The following is a 19,923-nucleotide window of genomic DNA, read 5'->3' on the forward strand; positions in this document are numbered from 1 at the left end:
ACGGCATGGCGGTGCGCAGCCTGTTCCCGATCCTGCTGACGCGCGATCTGCCGCGGCTCGTACGGTTCTACGAGCATGCGCTGCACGGCCGTGTCACGTACCGGTTCGGCAGCCCCGATCAGGACGACTACGTCTCGCTCACGATCGGTGAGGCGTCGCTGGGGATCGGCCGCGACCCGGTCGCGCCGACGGCCGGCGACCGGGTGGCGCTCTGGTTCTACGTCGACGACGTCGATGCGGCGTACTCCCGCTGGGTGGCGGCGGGCGGCGACGCGGTGCAGCCGCCCGCGGAGACGCCCTGGCGTGAGCGCGTCGCCCAGGTGCGGGATCCCGACGGCCATCTCGTCAACCTCGGGGCCGAGGCATCCGTCTCCCCTGATTGATCCGGGGGAGAAAAGGCCGATGGGTCAGTGCTCTCCGCCGGTGAAGAGGAGGATGCCGCCCAGACCGATCATGAGGCCGCCGCCGGTCGCCGAGAGGCGCGCGATGCGCTTCGGCGATTTGCCGAACCAGCTGCGGGCTCCCGCGGCCGCGAGCGCCCAGATGCCGTCCGAGACCAGGGCGATCCCGAAGAAGACGAGCCCGAGCTGGATCATCTGCAACGGCACCGCGCCGGCCGACAGGTCGACGAACTGGGGGAGCACCGCGACGAAGAACGCGATCGTCTTCGGGTTGGTGATGCCGACGAGGAAGCCTTCGCCGAGCTGACGCCACGCCGACCGCGGCACCACGCTTCCGCTCGCCTCGGCGGCGGCGCGGTTGCGGTGCCGGATCGCCTGCACCCCGAGGTACACGAGGTAGCCGGCGCCCACGACCTTCACGATCGTGAACAGCACGACGGACTGCGCCACGATCCCACCGACGCCGAGCGCGACGAGCGCGATCACCGGCAGCAGGCCGAGGGCGTTGCCGAGCACGCTGAGCAGCCCGCCGATGCGGCCGAGCGCGAGGGCGCGGCCGATCGTGAAGAGCACGCTCGGTCCGGGGATGACGATCAGCACGAGGGACGCGAGGGTGAAGGCGAGGAGGTTGTCGGCAGGTACCACGAGCAAACCCTAGCGGCGCCGGGTCACGGGGCGTCGCCCAGGATGATCGTGACCGAGCGGTCGTGGTGCCACCAGAAGCCGAGCCGCTGGTCGGCGGTCATCCCGACAGGGCGCTCGTCGGCGCTCACCGACGCGAACGGCACCGAGACGAGCAGCGCGCTCTGGGCGCGGACCGCCGCCGGAACGCAGCGGCTGTGCGCGGCGTCGTCCCGCTGGATGAGGATGCAGTGCTCGCGCTGCAGTCCCGTGGACTCCACCGAGGCGCCCGCGATCCAGACGTTCCACCCGAAGTAGGTCCCCAGATCGGCGACCCACTTCACCGAGCCCGTCGAGGGGAACCCGGGCACCGGCTGGCCGGTGGGAAGGTCGATGTAGGTGCCGAACGACCCGTCCAGCGGGATGTTGAGCAGCGTGACGACATCGCGATCCCACGCGAACGAGTACGCCGCGCGCGCGTCCAGGACGGCGGGGGCGAGTCGGGCGGGGCCGTACGGCGCCGGATCGGGTGCGGCGGTCGGTCGCACCAGCCCGAGCGCTCCGATGACGACGGCGACGAGCGTCACCGACGCGGCGGAGAGGAACGCGAGGCGGCGCCGCGCGGGGGGTCTCGGGGCGCGCGCGGCCGCGGCGGGGGCGGACGCCTCGGCGGCGGGTGGTGAGGCCGGAAGGGCGGATGCCTCGGCCGGCGCGGCATCGGCGGGCGCCGGGTCGGCCTGCGCGGGATCCGACGCCGAGGGTTCGGTCGGCGCGGGCTCCGCATGCGGTATCGGCGCCGGTGCGCCTGCGCGGGCTTGCACCAGCGCGTCCTCGAGTTCGATGAGGCGGCGGAGCGCGCGCGGGTCGGCGGCGATGTCGGCTGCGCGGCCGAAGGCGCGGCGGCGCAGGTTCGCCAACTCGGCGCGGGTCGCGGCATCCCATCTGCCGCTCTCGCGGACCACGGTGTCCACACCACCACGGTACGCCCGATCCGGGCATCGTTCAGGTGCCGTCCCCTACCCTCGAAGGATGGACACTCAGCCTCCCGTGCGCGCCACGAAGCCTCGCCAGGTTCGTCCGGCGACCGAAGGCTGGACACAGCAGAAGGATGCCGAGGGCCGACCCCTCCTCCAGTTCGCCTCTCCGAAGCGCGGCAAGCCGCCCGTGCACCTCGCCGACCTCACGCCTGACGAGCGGGTGGCGAAGGTGAAGGAGCTCGGCATGCCGGGCTTCCGTGCCAAGCAGCTCGAGAAGCACTACTTCCAGCACTGGACCCACGACCCGGCCGAGATGACCGACCTGCCCGCCGCGGGGCGCGAAGAGCTGGTGCACGGCATGCTGCCGCCCCTGCTCACCGAGGTGCGACGCCTCGAGACCGACCGGGGCGACACGATCAAGTTCCTATGGAAGCTGCACGACGGCGCCCTCGTCGAGTCGGTGCTCATGCGGTATCCCGGCCGCATCACGCTGTGCGTGTCGTCGCAGGCCGGGTGCGGCATGAACTGCCCGTTCTGCGCTACCGGTCAGGCCGGCCTCACGCGCAACATGTCGGCGGCCGAGATCGTCGAGCAGGTGGTCCGTGCGAACCGGCTGATCGCCGAGGGGCAGCTGGGCGGCAAGAAGAAGGACGACCACTCCGCCGAGCGCGTGTCGAACATCGTGTTCATGGGCATGGGCGAGCCGCTCGCCAACTACTCCCGCGTGATGCAGGCCGTGCGCGTGATGACCGACAAGACGCACGGGCTCGGCATGAGCGCGCGCGGCATCACCGTCTCGACCGTCGGACTGGTGCCGGCGATCACGAAGCTCGCGAACGAAGACATCCCGGTGACCTTCGCGCTCTCGCTCCACGCGCCCGACGACCGCCTCCGCGACGAGCTCATCCCGGTCAATTCGCGGTGGAAGGTCGACGAGGCCCTCGACGCGGCCCGCGCCTACTTCGACAAGACCGGCCGGCGCGTGTCGATCGAGTACGCGCTCATCAAAGACATGAACGACCACGCCTGGCGTGCCGACCTCCTCGCCGAGAAGCTCAACGCCCGCGGCCGCGGCTGGGTGCATGTGAACCCGATCCCGCTCAACCCCACGCCCGGCTCCATCTGGACCGCCTCCGAGGTCGAGGTGCAGAACGAGTTCGTGCGCCGGCTCAACGAGGCGGGCATCCCGACGACGCTGCGCGACACACGCGGCAAGGAGATCGACGGCGCGTGCGGTCAACTGGTCGCCACCGAGGACGACCAGGCCGTCGCCGCAGCGACGCCGCTCGAGGTCTGACGGCCCGGGACGCAGCGCCTCGCCGGGGCTCAGCGGTCGGGTGACGGACGGCGGTCGGGATCCGCGCGGACGAGGATCGACGCGGATGCCGCGTGCCCGGCGGTGGAGCCGTCGTGCGGCGTCACCACGACCGTGAGCACGTCGCCGGAAGCGACGACCCCGGAGAGGTCGAGCGTCGGATCGTCCGCCCCGCGGATCGGCACGCCGTTGCGCGACCACCGGTACGTCAGCGCCACCGAGTCGCCGTCGGCGTCTGCGCCGGCCGCGGTCGCGGTGACCACGCCCGACGCGCTCGCATCGCCGTCGAGGGCGACCGTCGCCGTCGGCGCGGTGTTCGAGGGGAGCACCGTCAGCCCGAACTCGACCGCGTCGCCGCACAGCGATCCGCTGCAGACCGAGAGTTCGACGGTGTACCGCCCGGGCGTCTCGACCACGGCATCGAGCTCGGCGCGCATCTCGCCCTCGCCCGCCGGCTCGACGGCGAGGGCACCGGTGCCCCGGACGGCCGGGGCGTGCGCGGCGCCCTCGTCCTCGCCCGGAACCGCCTCGCCGCGCTCGTCGTCTCGTGCCAGCAGCCGGTAGACGCCCGTGACCTGGGCGCCGGGAGCCGCGGTGACCGACAGTGTCCGGCGGACCGGCTCCCCGGCGGTCACCGTGAGCTCGGCGGGGTGGGCGTCGCCTTCAGTCGCGTCGTCGTCCGCGCCGAACTGCGGGGCCTCGGCGGGCACCACGCCGATGCGACCCTGCGCGGTGTCGACGGCGACGTTGCCCGCGGCATCCGCCACCTGCACGATCCAGCGGTAGCCGGTGCTCGCGAGGTCGGCCGGGATGTCGGCCGCCCACGCGCCGTCGGCGTCGAGGGCGAGGTCGATCGCCTGCCAGGGCCGCTCGGTGCCGGCGGCAGGGGCCGCGGCTTCCTGGATCAGCAGGAGCGCCCGTGAGATCGACCCCGACCCGGCGTCGTCGGCGTGCACCACGACGCGGTCGGCGCTCGCAGCGGTCGAGCGGATCACCGGCGCGACGGTGTCTTCGGACGAGCCGTACAGCACCTCGAGTTCCATCGCGGGGAACAGCTCGACCCGGCCCTCGCCGCCGGCGGCGGTCTGGACGCTCGCGGGCGTCGTGACGAGGGTGCTGTGGAGTCCGCCGGGCGTGCGCTCGCGGCCGATGGCCGTGAAGGTGGACGGGAACGCGATCCCGTCCGCAGGAGCAGCATCCAGCACGGTGCCGGTCGTCGGGACGGCGACGGCGGGACGGATGCTGTCGCTCCAGGTCGACGTCAGACCGGTGATGAGGGCGCCGCGGGGCACGCCGCCGGCTCCGTCGGTCGAAGGGATCGGTGTCACCACCTGTGGCAGCAGCGGCCGGCCGGCCGCCGCGAGGGGAAGCTCGCCGTCGGCCGCGACGTAGGTCACCTGCCCGCCCGACGCGTCGGAACGGGTGATCGTGGCGAACGAGGGCGCGAGGCTCACCGGCGCGCTCGCGGGACCGGCGCCCGCTTCCGCGGGGGCGAGCTCCGGCGGGGGCCCGCTCGTGGGCTGCTTCGTCGAGTCGGCGAACGCATACATGGGGAGGCCGTAGTACACGGTCTGCAGGAGGGCCTTCTCGTCGTACCCGGTCGACATCGCCGCGCGGCCCAGGTACGCCTGCTTGGCGAACATCAGCGCGCTTCCCGCGGAGACGGGGCCATCGCTGCCCTGCACGCCGATCCCTTCCGCGTACAGGCGGAACAGCCGCTCGCTGAGCGCCGTGGTCATCGGGTCGGCCAGCCCGTATCCGCTGTGCGCGATGAGCGCGCCCGCGGGAGAGAACACGTCGGCCCAGTCGGTGGCGTCGCCGTAGACGGTGCCCGGCAGGTGAGTGCCCGCGTGGCCGCCGAGCAGGAAGACGATCGAGCCGTCGAGGGAGTCGACCGCCGCGTTCGGGTCGAAGGGGGCGTCCGCCGACGGGACGGTCGGAGGCTCGTGGTCGTCGGCCTCCCATAGCTCGGCACTGAGCCCGCCGGCTACGGCATCGTCGGCACCGGGAAGCAGGCGGCGCTCGTCACCCTGCACCCCCAGCGCGATCAGCCGGGGAGCCGGGGTGCCGGCGGAGAACAGGAGGGCCTCCACATCCGCTGTCGTCCACGGCTCGGCCAGCTCGACGTCGCCCGACCCGAGCCGCCACGCGAGCGTCTCGCTCACGACCTGCGGCAGCTCGGACCATGCACCGTGCCCGGCCGACACGGCGGAGTCGCCGTCGAGCAGCCCGTCCGCGAGCCGGAAGCGGTCCAGCTGCCCCCGGATCTGGTCGGCGCCGTCGACCAGCCGTCCCACCGCGACGGAAGGCACGTACACGTACCCGCCGACCGTCCGGTAGGCGTCGGCGAGGCCGTACGGGTCGTCGGTGAGGATCTGGTTCGCGGCGGCCGCCGACGACAGCGGCGTCGCGCACGGGTCGATCGCGTCGGCGGCGACCGTCGCGGGGCACGCGGTGCCGTCGGCCTGCTCGGCCCGGCGGAGCGCGTCGGCGTGACCCGCTTCGACGAACCGGTCCGCTCGCTGCGGAACGGGCGCGAACGGGATGACGTCGTCGCCTCCGACGATGACGATCGACGCGATGTGGTCGCGCTCCGCTCCGATCGCCCGGGTCACGTACCCGGTGATCGCCGCGGCGAGCGCCCGCCGGCCGCTCACAGAGCACGGCTGCGCGTCGAGGGCGGTGCGCGCCGCGGCGACAGCGGGGTCGCTGTCGACCGAGAGGATGGCCCCGGCGACGGCGTCTCCGCTGACCGAGCCGGAGCCGTCGAGGGCGCGGATCGCTGCGATCACCTCCTCGGCCGCGTCGAAGCCGTGGATCGCCCGGAAGCGTGACGTGTCGACGACGAAGACGGTGTTGGTGGCGTCGGTGACGGGATCGCTCGCGATGGGCGGCGGCGCGATCGGCGCGAGCGGATCGGTGAGCAGCGGGTCGACGCCGAGGGGGTCGGTGGGCGCGAGCGGCGGGGGAGCGAGCGGGTCGAGCGGGTCGATCGGGTCGATCGGGCTCAGCGGGCTGAGCGGGCTGATCGGGGAGGGTGCCGGATCGACGCCGGCGGGCGGCGCCCACGGCGCGCACCGCTGGTCCTCACGCTCGCGCTCGTACGTCGCCCGCAGAGCGTAGAGGCCGCCGCTCGTCTGCCCGTCGGCGCTGCGCACCCGCACGAGCCACGCCCCGGAACCCTCGATCTCGGACGAGGGCGCCTCGACGGCGACGGTCCCGTCCCGACCCGTCGTGCCGTGGGCGACCAGCGCGAGCCCGACCACACCCGGCTCCGGGCCGGGCCCCGCCTCGGGCAGGGGCGCGCCGGGCAGCTCGCCCGAGACCGGCACGCCGAGGGGGGTGACGGATGCCGCGGGCCCGAACACCGCCACCGCGACGCGGCCTCCCGAATCCGCGTCGCCGCCGGCGTCCGCGGTGACCATGAGGCGCTCGCCGGGCTCCGGTGGCGCGACGGCGTACCAGTCCTCGTCGTCGGCCGCGCCGACGACCGGCCGTGCCTCGGCGTCGGGCTCGACCGGGGCCGGCGAGATCGACTCGTACCGGACGATCCCCGCGGGCAGCGTCTCGGCGTCCGCCGGCGCGTCGGCCGCGGCATCCGGATCCGCATCGCGCGCCTCCGGGGCGGCCACGGGGATCTCGTCGCGCGCCGTACGCGCCCCGCTCGTGAGGACGGCGCGGGAAGGGGCGGCCGACGGTTCGCGGCTCGCCGAGTAGCCGACGGTCACCGACCGCACCGTTCCGGCGGGGGTGTCGGCGAGCGGCAGGCGCACGAGCGACCCGTCGATCTGCAACGAACCGCGGTAGGAGGCATCCGTCGCACCGGCGTAGCCCGGACCCGATCCGCCGACCCTCACCGACTCGGGCTCCGTCGCGGCGGGCAGCTCGATCGCCGCCGTCGGCGCCGTGAACGAGGCCGGACCGGCCGGGCCCGGGTCGAATGTGAACTGGAAACGCACCGCCGCGGGGCAGCCGTCGGCGCAGTCCGGTGCCTCGGTCTGCTGCACGTCGACGGTGCCGGGGATGGCGCCGGGGTCGAGCAGCTGCCACGGCAGCGACGCCGGGTCGATCAGCGAGACGAGTTCCGTGTCGTCGAGCCCGGCCTCCTCGCGTGGGCTCTCGTCGAGCCTGGCCGCGCCGACGGCGACCGACGAGAGCGGCAGCGCGTCGAGAGCCGTCGCGTCGGCGATGTCGGCGAGGGTCAGGGCGCGGATCCGGCGCGCAGCCTCCGCCTCGTCGCCGCCGGTCGCGTCCGAGGCCGCCTGTTCGGCCCACGTCAGCACCTCGGCGAGCGTCACGGTGTCGGCGCTGCGGTCCGCGAAGTCGGTGCGGGCGAGCAGTTCCGTCCACCCGCCGGGGTCGTCGGCGCTGCGGACGGGCAGGTCCGCGATCGTCGCCCCGCGGAGGACCGGCGTCGCCTGATCTTCGCCCCGGGCCGGTTCGGCCGGCGGCTCGCCGAGCGCCGGGAGCAGCGTGCGCAGCGGCAGGCGGGTGAGGGGCGCGTCGCCCGACAGCAGGCGCGACACCGGCGTTTGCGCGAGCTCGGAGGCGGACTCGGCGAGGGCTGCCACAGGCACGTCGTCGGTGGCCACGCCGGTGATGCGGCCGGGCGCGGCGAGGGTCCCGAGCGTGTTCGTCACCGACAGCCCGTCGTTCGTGCGGCGGTCCACCGCCGTGACGGAGCGTTCGGCCGAGGTCATGTCGCTGGGTCCGCTGAAGATGACGGTGCGCCCCGACGCCGAGATCCCGGATGCCTCGCCCGCACCCAGTTCGGCGGTGCCGGCCCCGACCCCCGGCTCCGTGCACGCGTCCGACGGGGCGGCGTCGCGCCAGGCGGGCTCGGCCACACGCACGACCGGCTCGGCGAGCTCTGCCGCATCGCCGGGGGAGGGCTGCGTCGACGACCAGGCGACGGTCGACCCGTTGGCCGAGATCACCGGCGACTGCACCTCGCCGACACCCCGGACGACGTCGGCCGATCCGAGGCCGACCGCGAGGACGACGCCGTTCGCGTCGAGGGTCGCCGCCGCGACGACCGGCCCACCATCGCAGCCGTCGACGACCGCCGCGAAGGCGTTGCCGACCGCATCGACGGCGCCGCCGTGCGCGCGGTCGAAAAGACGGACCGAGTTCCCACCGGCGCGGTCGCTGCGGTAGACGGCCGAGGTCGCCCCCGGGTCGGCGGCGCCGCCACCCGTCCACCCCGTGAACACCACCCACGCGCCGTTGCCGCTGATGGCGGGCTGCGACATCCCGCCCGTGACCCCGGGCGGAGCGGGGAGACGTGTGAGCGCGAGGTCCCCGCGGGTGCCGTCGCCGTCGGCGTCGAGGTCGGCGACGAACACACCCGCGCCCGCGGCGCCGACGCCGGCGACGAGGTTCGTCGCCTCCGACGTGAAGACGACGTACCGGCCGTCGTCGCTGATGTCGGGCTCGGTCGACTCGCCGTCGGGCTCGACCCCGGCGTCGAGGCGGACGGTGGTCCCCCGCACCGTGTCGCGCACGTAGACGCTGGCCCGGTCGGTCGTCCCGCCGGCCGCGACGAGGTTGGTCGCACGGCTGACGAAGGCCACCATGCGGCCGTCGGCGCTGAGGGCCGGACCGTAACTCAGGCCGTCCGCCGGTTCGGCGCCGAGCGAGGCATCCGGTCGGCTCACCAGCATCGGCGAGCCCGAGAACGGGTCGCCCGACCCCGCGACCGCTTCAGCGAGATACACGTTCGCCGTGTCGTCCCGCGCGCCCCGGGCCAGGTCGCGGGCCGTCGACACGTAGGCGACCTTCTGCCCGTCCGGAGTCATCGCGGCCTGGGTCGACGCGCCGTCGTCCGTGCGCGAGACGAGGTACACACCGGCGTCCGCGGGGAAGGAGGACGGCAGGGCGGATGCCGTGGCCGGCGGCAGCGCGACGAGTCCCGTCGCGACGACGGCCGCGCCGGTGAGAGCTGCGAAGAGCGCGCGCCACCGACCGCTCGTCGTGCCGCCGAGACGACGGCGGACGAGCGTCTGCGCTGCGTCGCGAGCTTCCATGCGACCCGCCCCCAGGAACGCGCTCCGACCACCGCCCCGAAACGGGACCGTGGTGCAGTCACTATGCCACCGCGACGACCGATCCGCCATGGGGGTTGCGGAGGACCGACGGGGCGCCCCGCAACCCCCGTCCGAGGCATCCGTCCCGCCGCTAGCGTGGAGTGATGGTCAACTATCGGTATCTCGGCAACAGCGGACTCAAGATCACGGAGATCACGTACGGCAACTGGGTCACGCACGGCTCGCAGGTCGACGACACGGCGGCGATCGCCACCGTGCACGCGGCTCTCGATGCCGGCATCACCACGTTCGACACGGCCGACGTGTACGCGAACACCGCGGCCGAGACCGTGCTCGGCAAGGCGCTCGAAGGGCAGCGCCGCGAGTCGCTCGAGATCTTCACGAAGGTGTACTTCCCGACCGGCCCCCGCGGGGCCAACGACACGGGCCTCAGTCGCAAGCACATCATGGAGTCGATCAACGGCTCGCTCCAGCGCCTCGGCACCGACTACGTCGACCTCTACCAGGCGCACCGGTTCGACTACGAGACGCCGCTCGAAGAGACGTTCCAGGCGTTCGCCGACATCGTGCGGCAGGGCAAGGCGCTCTACATCGGGGTCTCGGAGTGGACCGACGAGCAGCTGCGGCACGGACACGCCCTGGCCCGCGACCTCGGCGTGCAGCTCATCTCGAACCAGCCCCAGTACTCGATGCTGTGGCGGGTCATCGAGGGACGGATCGTGCCGACCTCGAAGGAGCTCGGCATCTCGCAGGTCGTCTTCTCGCCCATGGCGCAGGGCGTGCTCAGCGGCAAGTACCTGCCCGGTCAGCCCTTGCCCGAGGGGTCGCGCGCGACCGATGAGAAGAGCGGCGCCGGCTTCATCAAGGGATTCCTGCGCGACGAGGTGCTCACCGCCGTGCAGCGGCTCAAGCCCGTCGCCGAGCAGGCCGGACTCACCCTGCCGCAGCTCGCGATCGCCTGGGTGCTGCAGAACGACAACGTCGCGTCGGCGCTGGTGGGGGCGTCCCGTCCCGAGCAGCTCGCCGACACCGTCAAGGCCTCGGGCGTGAAGCTCGACGCCGACACGATGTCGGCGATCGACGCCGCCGTCGGCGACGTGGTCGAGAGCGACCCCGAGAAGACCCACGAGTCATCGCCGAAGCGGCGCCTCACCTGAGGCGGGTCCGGGGTCTCGGATGCCGGTCCACAGTGCGGGGCTGCTGCTGTATCGGGTGACGGATGCCGCGCCCGAGGTCTTCATCGCGCACATGGGCGGTCCGTATTGGTCGTCGAAGGACGAGGGGGCGTGGTCGGTGCCGAAGGGCGAGTACGACCCCGACTCCGAGACGGCGCTCGACGCCGCGCTCCGTGAGTTCGAGGAGGAGCTCGGGGTGGCGCCGCCGCCCGAGCCGTACGCGGAGCTCGGGACGTGGTCGTACGCGTCGGGCAAGCGCATCACCGTCTTCGTCGCCGATGGGGCGGGGTTCGCGCCGGACGAGTTCGTGTTCGGCGAGTTCGAGCTCGAGTGGCCGCCGCGGTCGGGCCGCACGGCGTCGTTCCCCGAGGTCGACCGGGCCGAATGGATGCCGGTCGCCGACGCCCGCGCGAAGCTGGTGAAGGGTCAGCGGCCCGCCCTCGACGCCCTCGAGCAGCGGCTGTCGGCCGCCGGCGCCTGATCCCGGCGCCTGACCCGAGCCGGTCAGCGCCCGTTCTTCGGAGCGACCGAGACGTCGATCGGATCCTGCGCGCCGAGCGACGACCACGCGCTCTCGATGCCCTTCGCCGCGTGCTCGGACGCGCGCACGGCCCGCTCGTCGGCCCACGCGTTGAGGACGTGGCCGGAGTGTCCGCGCACGTGCTCGAGCACGACGTCCGGCAGGCCCGCGGCCCGGCGGGCGTCGCGCGCCGCGATGAGCTGCTCGAGCAGGTCGACGTTCTTCGTGGGCGCACCCGTCGAGGTCTTCCAGCCTCGGCGGCGGTGGCCGTCCATCCACTTCTCGTAGGTGTCGATCGCGTACCGCGAGTCGGCCTGCACCACGAGGTTCTCGACGTCGCGGTGATCCTCGATGGCCTTCAGCAGGCCCATGAGCTCGCCGATGTTGTTCGTGCCCACGGCGATCGACCCGGCCGCCCACTGGCCGTCCTCACCGACCCACGCCCACCCGGTCGGTCCCGGGTTCCCTTTGCAGGCTCCGTCGGTGGCCACGATGTATCGGGGGGAGGCGTCGGTCACTCGGGCAAGGCTACCCGGGTCGGGTGGGCTGACGCGGCCTCGACCCCGGCTCGCGCTCGGCCCGCCACTCGTCGGCGAGGCGCGGCATCCGCTCGGCCAGGTACCGCAGGAAGTCGGCGACGTCCCTCGCCCGGGCGACCGACACCGGAGCCCCGTCGTTGTCGTCGGCGATGGCGTCCATGTGCGCGGCGAGCCCGGCGTACAGGGGAGCGTTCGCGGTGATCATGCCGGCCCACGCGTCGTCGACGAGGTCGTAGCGGTCGCGACGGTCGCCCGGCCGCGACACCCGCTGGATGAGGCGCATCCCCACGAGATACCGCACCGCGCCCGACACCGCCGCGGCCGAGACGCCGAGGCGCTCGCCGAGCTCGGCCGCCGTGTAGCCGTCGTCGGGCGAACCCACGAGCGCCATCATGACGCGGGCCGGCATGCGGGCCATTCCCGCGGCGGCCAGCATCGCCGCCGCCTGCTCGGCCGCCTCGACGCCCGGATGATCGCTCGCCATCGTCCCCCCGCCCTCGAACCTATCCCGCCGGCGCGAGCTCGCGGCGCTGCATCAGGCCGAGCGACAGCGCGGCGCCCGCACCGGTCGCGGCGACGAGCCACCACAGTCCCGCGAGGTCGACGTCGTCGCCCTCGACGACGGGTGCGACGGCGACCGGCGAGAGGTTCGTCACCCACTCGGGGAAGCCGAACAGCGGCCCGAAGAGGCCCAGCGTCATGGCGAGCAGCACGAGCGTCCAGCCCAGGCCGATCGTGAGCCGCGGTGCGATGACGAAGATGAGCGCGGTGATCGCGAGGAACACGGATGCCGCGACCACCTGCCCGCCGCCGGTCACGAGCACGTCCCGCATGAGGTCCCAGTCGCCGTCCTGCCCCGCGATCCCCGCGGCGGCGCCGACGACGGCGGCCGCGACCACGAGCACGATCGCGAGCAGCGCGACGACGAGGTAGTCGGCGAGCCACCGCACCCGCGCGACGGGGGCGGCGAGCACGGGCTCGGCGGTGCCGTGCGCCTCCTCCTGCCGGGCGTGGCACACCACCTGCACCGCGGCGCACGCGGCGAGGATGCCGAGCATCGTGAAGAACACCGTGACGGTCGCCTGCGTGATGTCGCCGCCACCCGCGATCCGGTCGAGGATCTGCTCGACCGACGGGTTCGAGGCGCCGACCTCCGCGACGATCGAGGCCAGCGACGTCGACAGCAGCCCGGTCAGCAGGCCGCCGACCGCCCACCCGAGCACCGCGCCCCGCGTGAGGCGCCACACCAGGCCGGTCGTCGACGACAGCACGGCCGACGCGTGCTCGCGCCCGTGCCGTTCGGCGACGAAGCCCTCGCCGACGTCCCGCGCCGACGTGAGGGCGAGCGACACGACCGCGAGCGCGAGCCCCACGCCCAGGCACACGAGCGCCGGCCACCAGGCGTTCTCGTCGAACGCCCGCGTGTTCTCGCCCCACCCGAACGGCGACAGCCACGTGAGCCACGAGCTCTCCATGCGGGTGAGGTCGTCGCTCGGAGTGCCGATGGCGTTGCCGATGCCGGCGAGGACGAGAGTGCCCACCGTGATCCACACCGCCAGGCTGTTCGCGCTGCGCGCGGTGCGCATGAGCTGCGCCGCGACCAGCCCCACGCCGAGGAAGGTCACGCCCACCGCGCCGACCGCGAAGCCCGCGAGCAGCGAGCCCTCGACGGGAAGCCCGACCGCGAGGTACGCCAGCGCGACGAGCGTGCCGAGCACGGCATTCGCCGCGAGCCCCTCGACGGCGGTCGCGCCGGCGGGGAGCAGGCGGCCGGCCGGCGTCGCGCCGACGACCTCCGCGCGACCGGTCTCCTCCTCCGCGCGCGTGTGCCGGACGGCGAGGAACGTGCTCATCATGGCGGCGAGGAACGCCAGCCAGGGGAAGATCAGGAACACCATGAAGGCGCCCTCGTCGGTGCCCGACGGCAGTCCGCGGAACAGCAGGATGACCGGGTTCGCGAGGGCGGCGGCCAGCAGCGAGGTGCGGTCCTGCTCGGTGCCGTACGACTCCGAGACGCCCACGAACGAGCTGTAGGCGAGCAGCGCCGTGCCCGCCGTCCACAGCACGAGCTGCACGCGGTCGCGGCGGACCCGCTGCGCCAGCAGCGCGCGGAAGCGGCTCATCGCCGGCTGCCCTCGAGCGCGGCGAGGTCGTCGCCGTAGTGGCGCAGGAACAGCTCCTCGAGCGAGGGCGGGTTGATGCGCAGGCCGGCCACCTGGTGACCGGCAAGGTCGGGCAGCATCGCCGGGACGGCGTCGCTGTCGACGGTGAACCGCACCCGCCCCTCCTCGACCAGCAGGTCGTGGACTCCCGGGATGCCGGCCGCGGCCGAGGCATCCGTCCCCTCGAACGAGACCTCCGTGCGCGTGAGGTGCCGCAGCTCGGCCAGGGTCCCCGACTCGACGATGCGGCCGGCGCGGATGATCGACACCCGGTCGCACAGCTGCTCCACCTCCGACAGGATGTGGCTCGACAGCAGCACGGTGGCGCCGGCATCTCGCACCCGCGCGATCTCGCGCCGGAACATCACCTCCATGAGCGGGTCGAGGCCGCTGGTCGGCTCGTCGAGGATGTACAGGTCGGCGGGCACCGCGAACGCGGCGATGAGCGCGACCTTCTGCCGGTTGCCCTTCGAGTACGCGCGGCCCTTCTTGCGGGGGTCGAACTGGAACGCCTCGCACAGGCGGTCCCGCTCGGCGCGGTAGGCGGCGCTGCTGCGGGGCGTCCCGCGCAGTCTCGCCATGAGGTCGATCGCCTCGCCGCCCGACAGGTTCGGCCACACGCTGACGTCGCCGGGCACGTAGGCGATGCGCCGGTGCAGCGCGACGGCCTCGCGCCACGGGTCGGCGCCGAAGACGGATGCCTCGCCCCCGGTCGCTCTCGCGAGCCCGAGCAGCACGCGGATCGCCGTCGACTTGCCGGCGCCGTTGGGCCCGAGGAACCCGTGGATCTGCCCTTCGTCGACACGGAGGTCGAGACCGTCGAGCGCGTGGACGCGGCCGTAGAACTTGGTGAGTCCGGTGGTCTGGATGACGGTGCTCATAGCGCCGGAGCGTACGCCCGTTTCACGAATTTCTGAATCGGCCGTAACAAAATCCTCACGCCGCGTTGCTCAATGGATACGCTCGGCCGATGGGAAAGGGGCCGGATGCCGCGATCATGCGGTTTGTGTATACAATAGCCTCGCACGGTGATCGGAGGTGAGGCGATGCGAGCCAGCGACCGCGCGTACGCCACCCTCCTCGACGAGATCCAGCACGGCACACTGCCGCCGGGCGCCGTCCTCGCCGAGGTCGAGCAGGCCTCTCGCCTGGGGGTCAGCCGCACCCCGCTGCGCGAAGCGCTCAGCCGGCTCGCGTCCGACGGGCTCGTCGCACAACAGTCGCCGCGGGTGACCGTCGTGACGCCCATCGACGCCGACGACATCCGCGAGATCTTCGAGGTGCGTCGCGCGCTCGAGGAGTCCGCGGCCCGCCTCGCGGCCGAGCGGGGGGACGCCGCCGCCTTCCGCGAGCTCGCGCGCGAGTTCGCCGCCACCGACGTCGAGGCCGAGGACGGGCGCGAGGCCTACTACGCTCTCATCGGGAGGTTCGATCGACGACTCGACGAGTCCGTCGCCAACGACTACCTCACCTCCGCGCTCCGCACCGTCCGCACCCACCTCGTCAGGGTGCGACGACTCGCGCGCGACAATCCCGACCGGCTCGCGGCATCCGTCGCCGAGCACCGGCTGATCGCCTCGGCGATCTCCGCGCGGGACGCCGACCTGGCAGCGCACGCCACGCACGTGCACCTGCACAACGCGCTCACGAACATCCTCGAGTCACTGAAGTAAGGACGACCATGACCGTCACCCACCACCTGCGGGTCCACCGCAGCGACGAGAACCTCGCGCGCGAAGGCCAGCTCGCGTGGCACATCGCGCAGGTCGCCGCCGACCCGGTCGAGGTCGACCCCGACGTCGTCGACATGATCATCAACCGCGTCATCGACAACGCCGCGGTGGCCGCGGCATCCCTCACCCGTGCGCCGGTGAGCGCGGCCCGCCAGCAGGCCCTCGACCACGCCGTGTCGGTCGGCGGCTCGGGAGCCACCGTGTTCGGGTGCTCCCTCGACCGCCGCACCTCGCCCGAGTGGGCGGCCTGGGCCAACGGCGTCGCCGTGCGCGAACTCGACTACCACGACACCTTCCTCGCCGCCGACTACTCGCACCCGGGCGACAACATCCCGCCGATCCTCGCCGTCGCCCAGCACGTCGGCGCCGACGGCCGGGCCCTCGTGCGCGGTCTCGCGACCGGGTACGAGATCCAGATCGACCTCGTGCGGGCGATCTGCCTGCACAAGCACAAGATCGACCATGTCGCCCACCTCGGCCCGTCGGCGGCCGCCGGCATCGGCACGCTGCTCGGCCTCGACGTCGAGACGATCTACCAGGCCGTCGGGCAGGCGCTCCACACCACCACCGCCACGCGCCAGTCCCGCAAGGGAGAGATCTCGACCTGGAAGGCGCACGCCCCGGCCTTCGCCGGAAAGATGGCGGTCGAGGCCGTCGACCGCGCGATGCGCGGCGAGACGTCGCCCAGCCTGATCTACGAGGGCGAGGACGGCGTGATCGCGTGGCTGCTGGACGGTCCGGATGCCTCGTACGACGTGCCGCTGCCCGCCGAGGGCGAGCCGAAGCGCGGCATCCTCGACTCGTACACGAAGGAGCACTCGGCCGAGTACCAGGCGCAGGCGTGGATCGACCTCGCCCGCCGCCTGCACGGCCAGCACCCGGTGCTTCGACAGGCTCAGCAACCGGGTTCTGAGGTGAACGTCGAGTCGATCGTGCTGCACACCTCGCACCACACCCACTACGTGATCGGCTCCGGCGCGAACGACCCGCAGAAGTACGACCCGACGGCGTCGCGCGAGACCCTCGACCACTCGATCCCGTACATCTTCGCGGTCGCGCTGCAGGACGGCGGCTGGCACCACGTCGACTCGTACACGCCCGCCCGCGCCGGCAGGGAAGACACCGTCGCGCTGTGGCACAAGATCACGACCGCCGAAGACCCGGAGTGGACCCGCCGCTACCATTCCGACGACCCGAACGAGAAGGCGTTCGGCGGACGCGTGGTCATCACGCTCACCGACGGCACGGTCATCGAGGACGAGATCGCCGTCGCCGACGCGCACCCGCTCGGCGCCCGGCCGTTCGTGCGCGAGGACTACGTGCGCAAGTTCCGCCTGCTCGCCGAGCCGGTGCTGTCGGCCGATGAGATCGAGCGCTTCCTCGCCCTCGCCGAGCGGCTGCCCGAGCTGACGCCCGAAGAAGTGCAGCAGCTGACCGTCGTCGCCGAGTTCGGCGTGCTGGCCTCGGCGCCCGCGCCCAAGGGGCTGTTCTGATGCTGTACTCCACCGTGCCGGCGCACGAGAAGCGCCGCCTCTTCCGGGAGCGGCTCGCTAGCGGCGAGCTGCTGCGCTTCCCCGGCGCGTTCAGCCCGCTGTCGGCCCGGCTCATCGAGCGGAAGGGCTTCGAGGGCGTCTACATCTCGGGCGCCGTGCTGTCGGCCGACCTCGGCCTGCCCGACATCGGCCTCACGACCCTCACCGAGGTCGCCGGGCGCGGCCAGCAGATCGCGCGCATGACCGACCTGCCGGCGATCATCGACGCCGACACCGGCTTCGGCGAGCCGATGAACGTCGCCCGAACGATCCAGACCCTCGAAGAGGCCGGCCTCGCCGGCACGCACATCGAGGACCAGGTCAACCCGAAGCGGTGCGGCCACCTCGACGGCAAGGCCGTCGTCGACGAGGACACCGCGATCAAGCGCATCCGCGCCGCCGCCGACGCGCGGCGCGACCCGAACTTCCTCATCATGGCGCGCACCGACATCCGGGCCGTCGAGGGACTGGATGCCGCGATCGACCGGGCGAAGGCGCTGGTGGATGCCGGAGCCGACGCGATCTTCCCCGAAGCCATGCGCACCCTTGAGGAGTTCGCCGCTGTACGCGCCGCCGTCGACGTGCCGATCCTCGCCAACATGACCGAGTTCGGGAAGTCCGACCTCTTCTCCGTCGACCAGCTGCAGGGCGTCGGCGTCAACATCGTGATCTGGCCCGTCTCGCTGCTGCGGATCGCGATGGGCGCGGCATCCCGAGCGCTCGACACCCTGAACGAGGAAGGCCACCTCACCTCGAGACTGGGGGAGATGCAGCACCGCGCCGACCTCTACGATCTGATCGACTACGAGCAGTACAACCACTTCGACCAGGATGTCTTCACCTTCACGCTCGACGCACCCGGCCGCTGACCATGTCCCGCATTTTCGGTTCCATGTCCCCATCTGCGTCGCGTGAGCATGGCTTGAGCGACAGATCGTGGGACATGCTTCACCTCGAAGGAGAGCAGCAGTCATGACCGACATCAAGAAGGGGCTCGCCGGAGTCGTCGTCGACCACACGGCGGTCTCGAAGGTCAACCCCGAGACGAACTCGCTGCTCTACCGCGGCTACCCCGTGCAGGAGCTCGCCGCGACCCAGCCGTTCGAGGCCGTCGCGTACCTGCTGTGGCACGGCGAGCTGCCTACCGACGTGCAGCTCGCGCAGCTGCGCGCCACCGAGCGGGCGTACCGCGCGCTGCCCGCCGACGTCCGCGCCGCGATCGACCTGGTGCCGATCGACGCGCACCCGATGGACGAGGTGCGCACGGCCGTCAGCCTCATCGGCGCCCGCGACCTCGCCGGGGGCGGCTCGGTGCTCGATGCCAGCGGGAGTCCCGAGGAGAACCTGGCCCGCAGCATCCGCCTCTTCGCCGTCCTACCGGCGATCGTCGCGTACGGCCAGCGGCGCCGGCGCGGTCAGCAGCCCATCGCCCCGCGAGACGATCTCGACTACTCGGCGAACTTCCTGTGGATGACGTTCGGCGAAGAAGCCGACCCGGTCGTGGTCGACGCGTTCAACCGCTCGATGATCCTCTACGCCGAGCACTCGTTCAACGCGTCGACGTTCACCGCGCGGGTCATCACGTCGACCCTCAGCGACCTGTACTCCGCCGTCGTCGGAGCGATCGGCGCGCTCAAGGGGCCGCTGCACGGCGGTGCCAACGAAGCCGTGCTGCACATCTTCGACGAGATCGGCACGGCCGAGAACGTCGGGCCCTGGCTCGACCAGGCCCTCGCCGAGAAGCGCAAGATCATGGGGTTCGGCCACCGCGTGTACAAACGCGGCGACTCCCGGGTTCCGACGATGAAGGCCGCGCTCGACACCCTCGTCGCGCACTACGACCGCCCCGACGTGGCCGCGCTGTACGACGCGCTCGAGTCGCAGTTCGTCGAGCGCAAGGGGATCTATCCGAACCTCGACTACCCCTCGGGTCCCGCCTACAACCTCATCGGCTTCGACACGCTCACCTTCACGCCGCTGTTCGTCGCCGCCCGGGTCACCGGGTGGACGGCTCACGTCATGGAGCAGCTCGCCTCGAACGCGCTGATCCGGCCGCTGTCGGAGTACAACGGGCCCGACGAGCGGCACATCGAGGGTTACGTCCCGGACGAGGCGGCGCTCGCCGCCGCCGACCGCGCGGAGGAGTCGGACGCGTGAGCGTCTGGTTCGGCGACGTCTCCGGCATCGCGCTCAACGCCATGTCGGAGTCGACGCTGATCGCCACCCTCGGGATCGAGATCACCGAGCTGCGCGACGACGCCCTGGTCGGACGGATGCCGGTCGACCCGCGCACCGTCCAGCCGGCGGGGGTGCTGCATGGCGGGGCGTCCGTGGCGCTCGCCGAGACCCTCGCCTCGTGGGCCGGCTACCTCGCCGTCGATCGCGAGCGGTTCCACGTCGTCGGTCAGGAGATCAACGCCAACCACATCCGGCCGGTGTCGTCGGGGTGGGTGACCGCGACCGTCACCCCGGCCGCGATCGGCCGGCGGTCGCAGGTGTGGGAGATCCGCATCGTCGACGAGGCCGGGCGCCTCGTCTGCATCTCGCGCTGCACCCTCGCCGTGATCGAGCAGCGCTCGACCTACGCGACGGCCGCCGAGCGCGGTTAGGCCGGGGCGCTGGGCGCCAGCCTCGCCTCTCCCGCCTCGCCGAGATCAGGACATCTGGCCGGTACAGGAGAATCCGCTCTGATTCGTCCTGCGTCGGCGAGATGTCCTGATCCGGCAGAACATGCGGCCTGCAAGCGGTTGCGAACGGAACGTTCCAAGGCGGATGCCGCGACCCGCGGCATCCCTCGAAGATGAGCGCATTCTCATCTGTGTAAGCGCTTGCAGTTTCGCACCCCTGCCTGCTAGCGTCGGCCGAACACTGCAACCGGCACGTCGTCGTGCCAGCTTTCCC

16 protein-coding genes are annotated in these 19,923 nt (G+C 72.6%); 9 read left to right on the plus strand and 7 right to left on the minus strand.

Translation table 11 applies throughout. The features are described 5' to 3' along the window. The first annotated feature begins 5 nt into the window (after window positions 1–5). Entirely contained in the window at window positions 6–383 is a 378-nt protein-coding gene (locus ACFUTX_RS11450; RefSeq protein ID WP_378864345.1) for a VOC family protein, read from the plus strand. Window positions 384–407: 24 nt separating this feature from the next. On the opposite strand, the gene ACFUTX_RS11455 is transcribed toward ACFUTX_RS11450, so the two are convergent. Both ACFUTX_RS11455 and ACFUTX_RS11460 read right to left on the minus strand, forming a co-directional pair. Beyond that, window positions 408–1,046: a LysE family translocator gene (locus ACFUTX_RS11455; RefSeq protein WP_378864348.1), complete on the minus strand. Its 639-nt coding sequence runs from the start codon at window positions 1,044–1,046 to the stop codon at window positions 408–410. 23 nt (window positions 1,047–1,069) lie between these two features. Then, on the minus strand, window positions 1,070–1,993 hold the full coding sequence (locus tag ACFUTX_RS11460; RefSeq protein ID WP_378864351.1) for a hypothetical protein: 924 nt from the start codon (window positions 1,991–1,993) through the stop codon (window positions 1,070–1,072). 58 nt (window positions 1,994–2,051) lie between these two features. Here ACFUTX_RS11460 and rlmN point away from each other — a divergent pair, with 58 nt between their 5' ends. Then, entirely contained in the window at window positions 2,052–3,296 is a 1,245-nt protein-coding gene (gene rlmN, locus ACFUTX_RS11465) for a 23S rRNA (adenine(2503)-C(2))-methyltransferase RlmN (protein ID WP_378864354.1), read from the plus strand. Window positions 3,297–3,325: 29 nt separating this feature from the next. On the opposite strand, the gene ACFUTX_RS11470 is transcribed toward rlmN, so the two are convergent. Continuing rightward, the gene (locus ACFUTX_RS11470) at window positions 3,326–9,340 is read right to left on the minus strand and encodes a hypothetical protein (RefSeq protein WP_378864357.1); all 6,015 of its coding nucleotides are present in this window, start codon (window positions 9,338–9,340) and stop codon (window positions 3,326–3,328) included. Between the two features lie 164 nt (window positions 9,341–9,504). Between ACFUTX_RS11470 and ACFUTX_RS11475 the strand changes: the two genes are divergently transcribed. Both ACFUTX_RS11475 and ACFUTX_RS11480 read left to right on the plus strand, forming a co-directional pair. Next, entirely contained in the window at window positions 9,505–10,518 is a 1,014-nt protein-coding gene (locus tag ACFUTX_RS11475; RefSeq protein WP_378864359.1) for an aldo/keto reductase family protein, read from the plus strand. Window positions 10,519–10,537: 19 nt separating this feature from the next. Continuing rightward, window positions 10,538–11,017 carry an NUDIX domain-containing protein gene (locus tag ACFUTX_RS11480; protein WP_378864362.1) on the plus strand — a complete coding sequence of 160 codons (480 nt, stop codon included), beginning with the start codon at window positions 10,538–10,540 and terminating at the stop codon, window positions 11,015–11,017. A gap of 23 nt (window positions 11,018–11,040) precedes the next feature. Here ACFUTX_RS11480 and ACFUTX_RS11485 read toward each other — a convergent pair whose 3' ends face one another. From ACFUTX_RS11485 to ACFUTX_RS11500, 4 genes are read right to left on the minus strand one after another with little or no spacing between them, the layout of a single operon-like run. Then, window positions 11,041–11,574 carry a ribonuclease H gene (locus tag ACFUTX_RS11485; RefSeq protein WP_378864365.1) on the minus strand — a complete coding sequence of 178 codons (534 nt, stop codon included), beginning with the start codon at window positions 11,572–11,574 and terminating at the stop codon, window positions 11,041–11,043. Between the two features lie 10 nt (window positions 11,575–11,584). Next, window positions 11,585–12,079 carry a GbsR/MarR family transcriptional regulator gene (locus ACFUTX_RS11490; RefSeq protein ID WP_378864368.1) on the minus strand — a complete coding sequence of 165 codons (495 nt, stop codon included), beginning with the start codon at window positions 12,077–12,079 and terminating at the stop codon, window positions 11,585–11,587. A 19-nt stretch (window positions 12,080–12,098) separates the two neighbouring features. Next, window positions 12,099–13,718 carry an ABC transporter permease gene (locus tag ACFUTX_RS11495; protein WP_378864371.1) on the minus strand — a complete coding sequence of 540 codons (1,620 nt, stop codon included), beginning with the start codon at window positions 13,716–13,718 and terminating at the stop codon, window positions 12,099–12,101. Continuing rightward, complete coding sequence (locus tag ACFUTX_RS11500; protein ID WP_378864374.1) at window positions 13,715–14,638, minus strand: ATP-binding cassette domain-containing protein; 924 nt, start codon at window positions 14,636–14,638, stop codon at window positions 13,715–13,717. The genes ACFUTX_RS11495 and ACFUTX_RS11500 overlap by 4 nt, the downstream gene beginning before the upstream one ends. Window positions 14,639–14,803: 165 nt before the next feature. On the opposite strand from ACFUTX_RS11500, the gene ACFUTX_RS11505 reads away from it, so the two are divergent. From ACFUTX_RS11505 to ACFUTX_RS11525, 5 genes are all read left to right on the plus strand, one after another. Then, complete coding sequence (locus tag ACFUTX_RS11505; protein WP_378864377.1) at window positions 14,804–15,430, plus strand: GntR family transcriptional regulator; 627 nt, start codon at window positions 14,804–14,806, stop codon at window positions 15,428–15,430. Window positions 15,431–15,438: 8 nt separating this feature from the next. After that, window positions 15,439–16,983, plus strand: a complete 1,545-nt coding sequence (locus tag ACFUTX_RS11510; RefSeq protein ID WP_378864380.1) for an MmgE/PrpD family protein — start codon at window positions 15,439–15,441, stop codon at window positions 16,981–16,983. Next, entirely contained in the window at window positions 16,983–17,891 is a 909-nt protein-coding gene (gene prpB / locus ACFUTX_RS11515; protein ID WP_378864383.1) for a methylisocitrate lyase, read from the plus strand. Before ACFUTX_RS11510 ends, prpB begins: the two co-directional genes overlap by 1 nt. Window positions 17,892–17,994: 103 nt before the next feature. Beyond that, the gene (locus tag ACFUTX_RS11520) at window positions 17,995–19,179 is read left to right on the plus strand and encodes a bifunctional 2-methylcitrate synthase/citrate synthase (RefSeq protein ID WP_378864386.1); all 1,185 of its coding nucleotides are present in this window, start codon (window positions 17,995–17,997) and stop codon (window positions 19,177–19,179) included. Further along, the gene (locus ACFUTX_RS11525; RefSeq protein ID WP_378864389.1) at window positions 19,176–19,631 is read left to right on the plus strand and encodes a hotdog fold thioesterase; all 456 of its coding nucleotides are present in this window, start codon (window positions 19,176–19,178) and stop codon (window positions 19,629–19,631) included. Before ACFUTX_RS11520 ends, ACFUTX_RS11525 begins: the two co-directional genes overlap by 4 nt. Window positions 19,632–19,923: the final 292 nt, after the last annotated feature.

The sequence above is a fragment of the Microbacterium sp. NPDC057407 genome, assembly GCF_042803895.1.
In the GTDB taxonomy this organism is placed as follows: Bacteria; Actinomycetota; Actinomycetes; order Actinomycetales; family Microbacteriaceae; genus Microbacterium.

Coding starts and splice junctions, on each gene's coding strand:
- ACFUTX_RS11510 (WP_378864380.1), top strand. CDS start 15,439: ATGACCGTCACCCACCACCTGCGGGTCCACCGCAGCGACGAGAACCTC.
- ACFUTX_RS11450 (WP_378864345.1), top strand. CDS start 6: ATGGCGGTGCGCAGCCTGTTCCCGATCCTGCTGACGCGCGATCTGCCG.
- ACFUTX_RS11480 (WP_378864362.1), top strand. CDS start 10,538: ATGCCGGTCCACAGTGCGGGGCTGCTGCTGTATCGGGTGACGGATGCC.
- prpB (WP_378864383.1), top strand. CDS start 16,983: ATGCTGTACTCCACCGTGCCGGCGCACGAGAAGCGCCGCCTCTTCCGG.
- ACFUTX_RS11490 (WP_378864368.1), bottom strand. CDS start 12,079: ATGGCGAGCGATCATCCGGGCGTCGAGGCGGCCGAGCAGGCGGCGGCG.
- ACFUTX_RS11470 (WP_378864357.1), bottom strand. CDS start 9,340: ATGGAAGCTCGCGACGCAGCGCAGACGCTCGTCCGCCGTCGTCTCGGC.
- ACFUTX_RS11505 (WP_378864377.1), top strand. CDS start 14,804: ATGCGAGCCAGCGACCGCGCGTACGCCACCCTCCTCGACGAGATCCAG.
- ACFUTX_RS11520 (WP_378864386.1), top strand. CDS start 17,995: ATGACCGACATCAAGAAGGGGCTCGCCGGAGTCGTCGTCGACCACACG.
- ACFUTX_RS11495 (WP_378864371.1), bottom strand. CDS start 13,718: ATGAGCCGCTTCCGCGCGCTGCTGGCGCAGCGGGTCCGCCGCGACCGC.
- rlmN (WP_378864354.1), top strand. CDS start 2,052: ATGGACACTCAGCCTCCCGTGCGCGCCACGAAGCCTCGCCAGGTTCGT.
- ACFUTX_RS11500 (WP_378864374.1), bottom strand. CDS start 14,638: ATGAGCACCGTCATCCAGACCACCGGACTCACCAAGTTCTACGGCCGC.
- ACFUTX_RS11475 (WP_378864359.1), top strand. CDS start 9,505: ATGGTCAACTATCGGTATCTCGGCAACAGCGGACTCAAGATCACGGAG.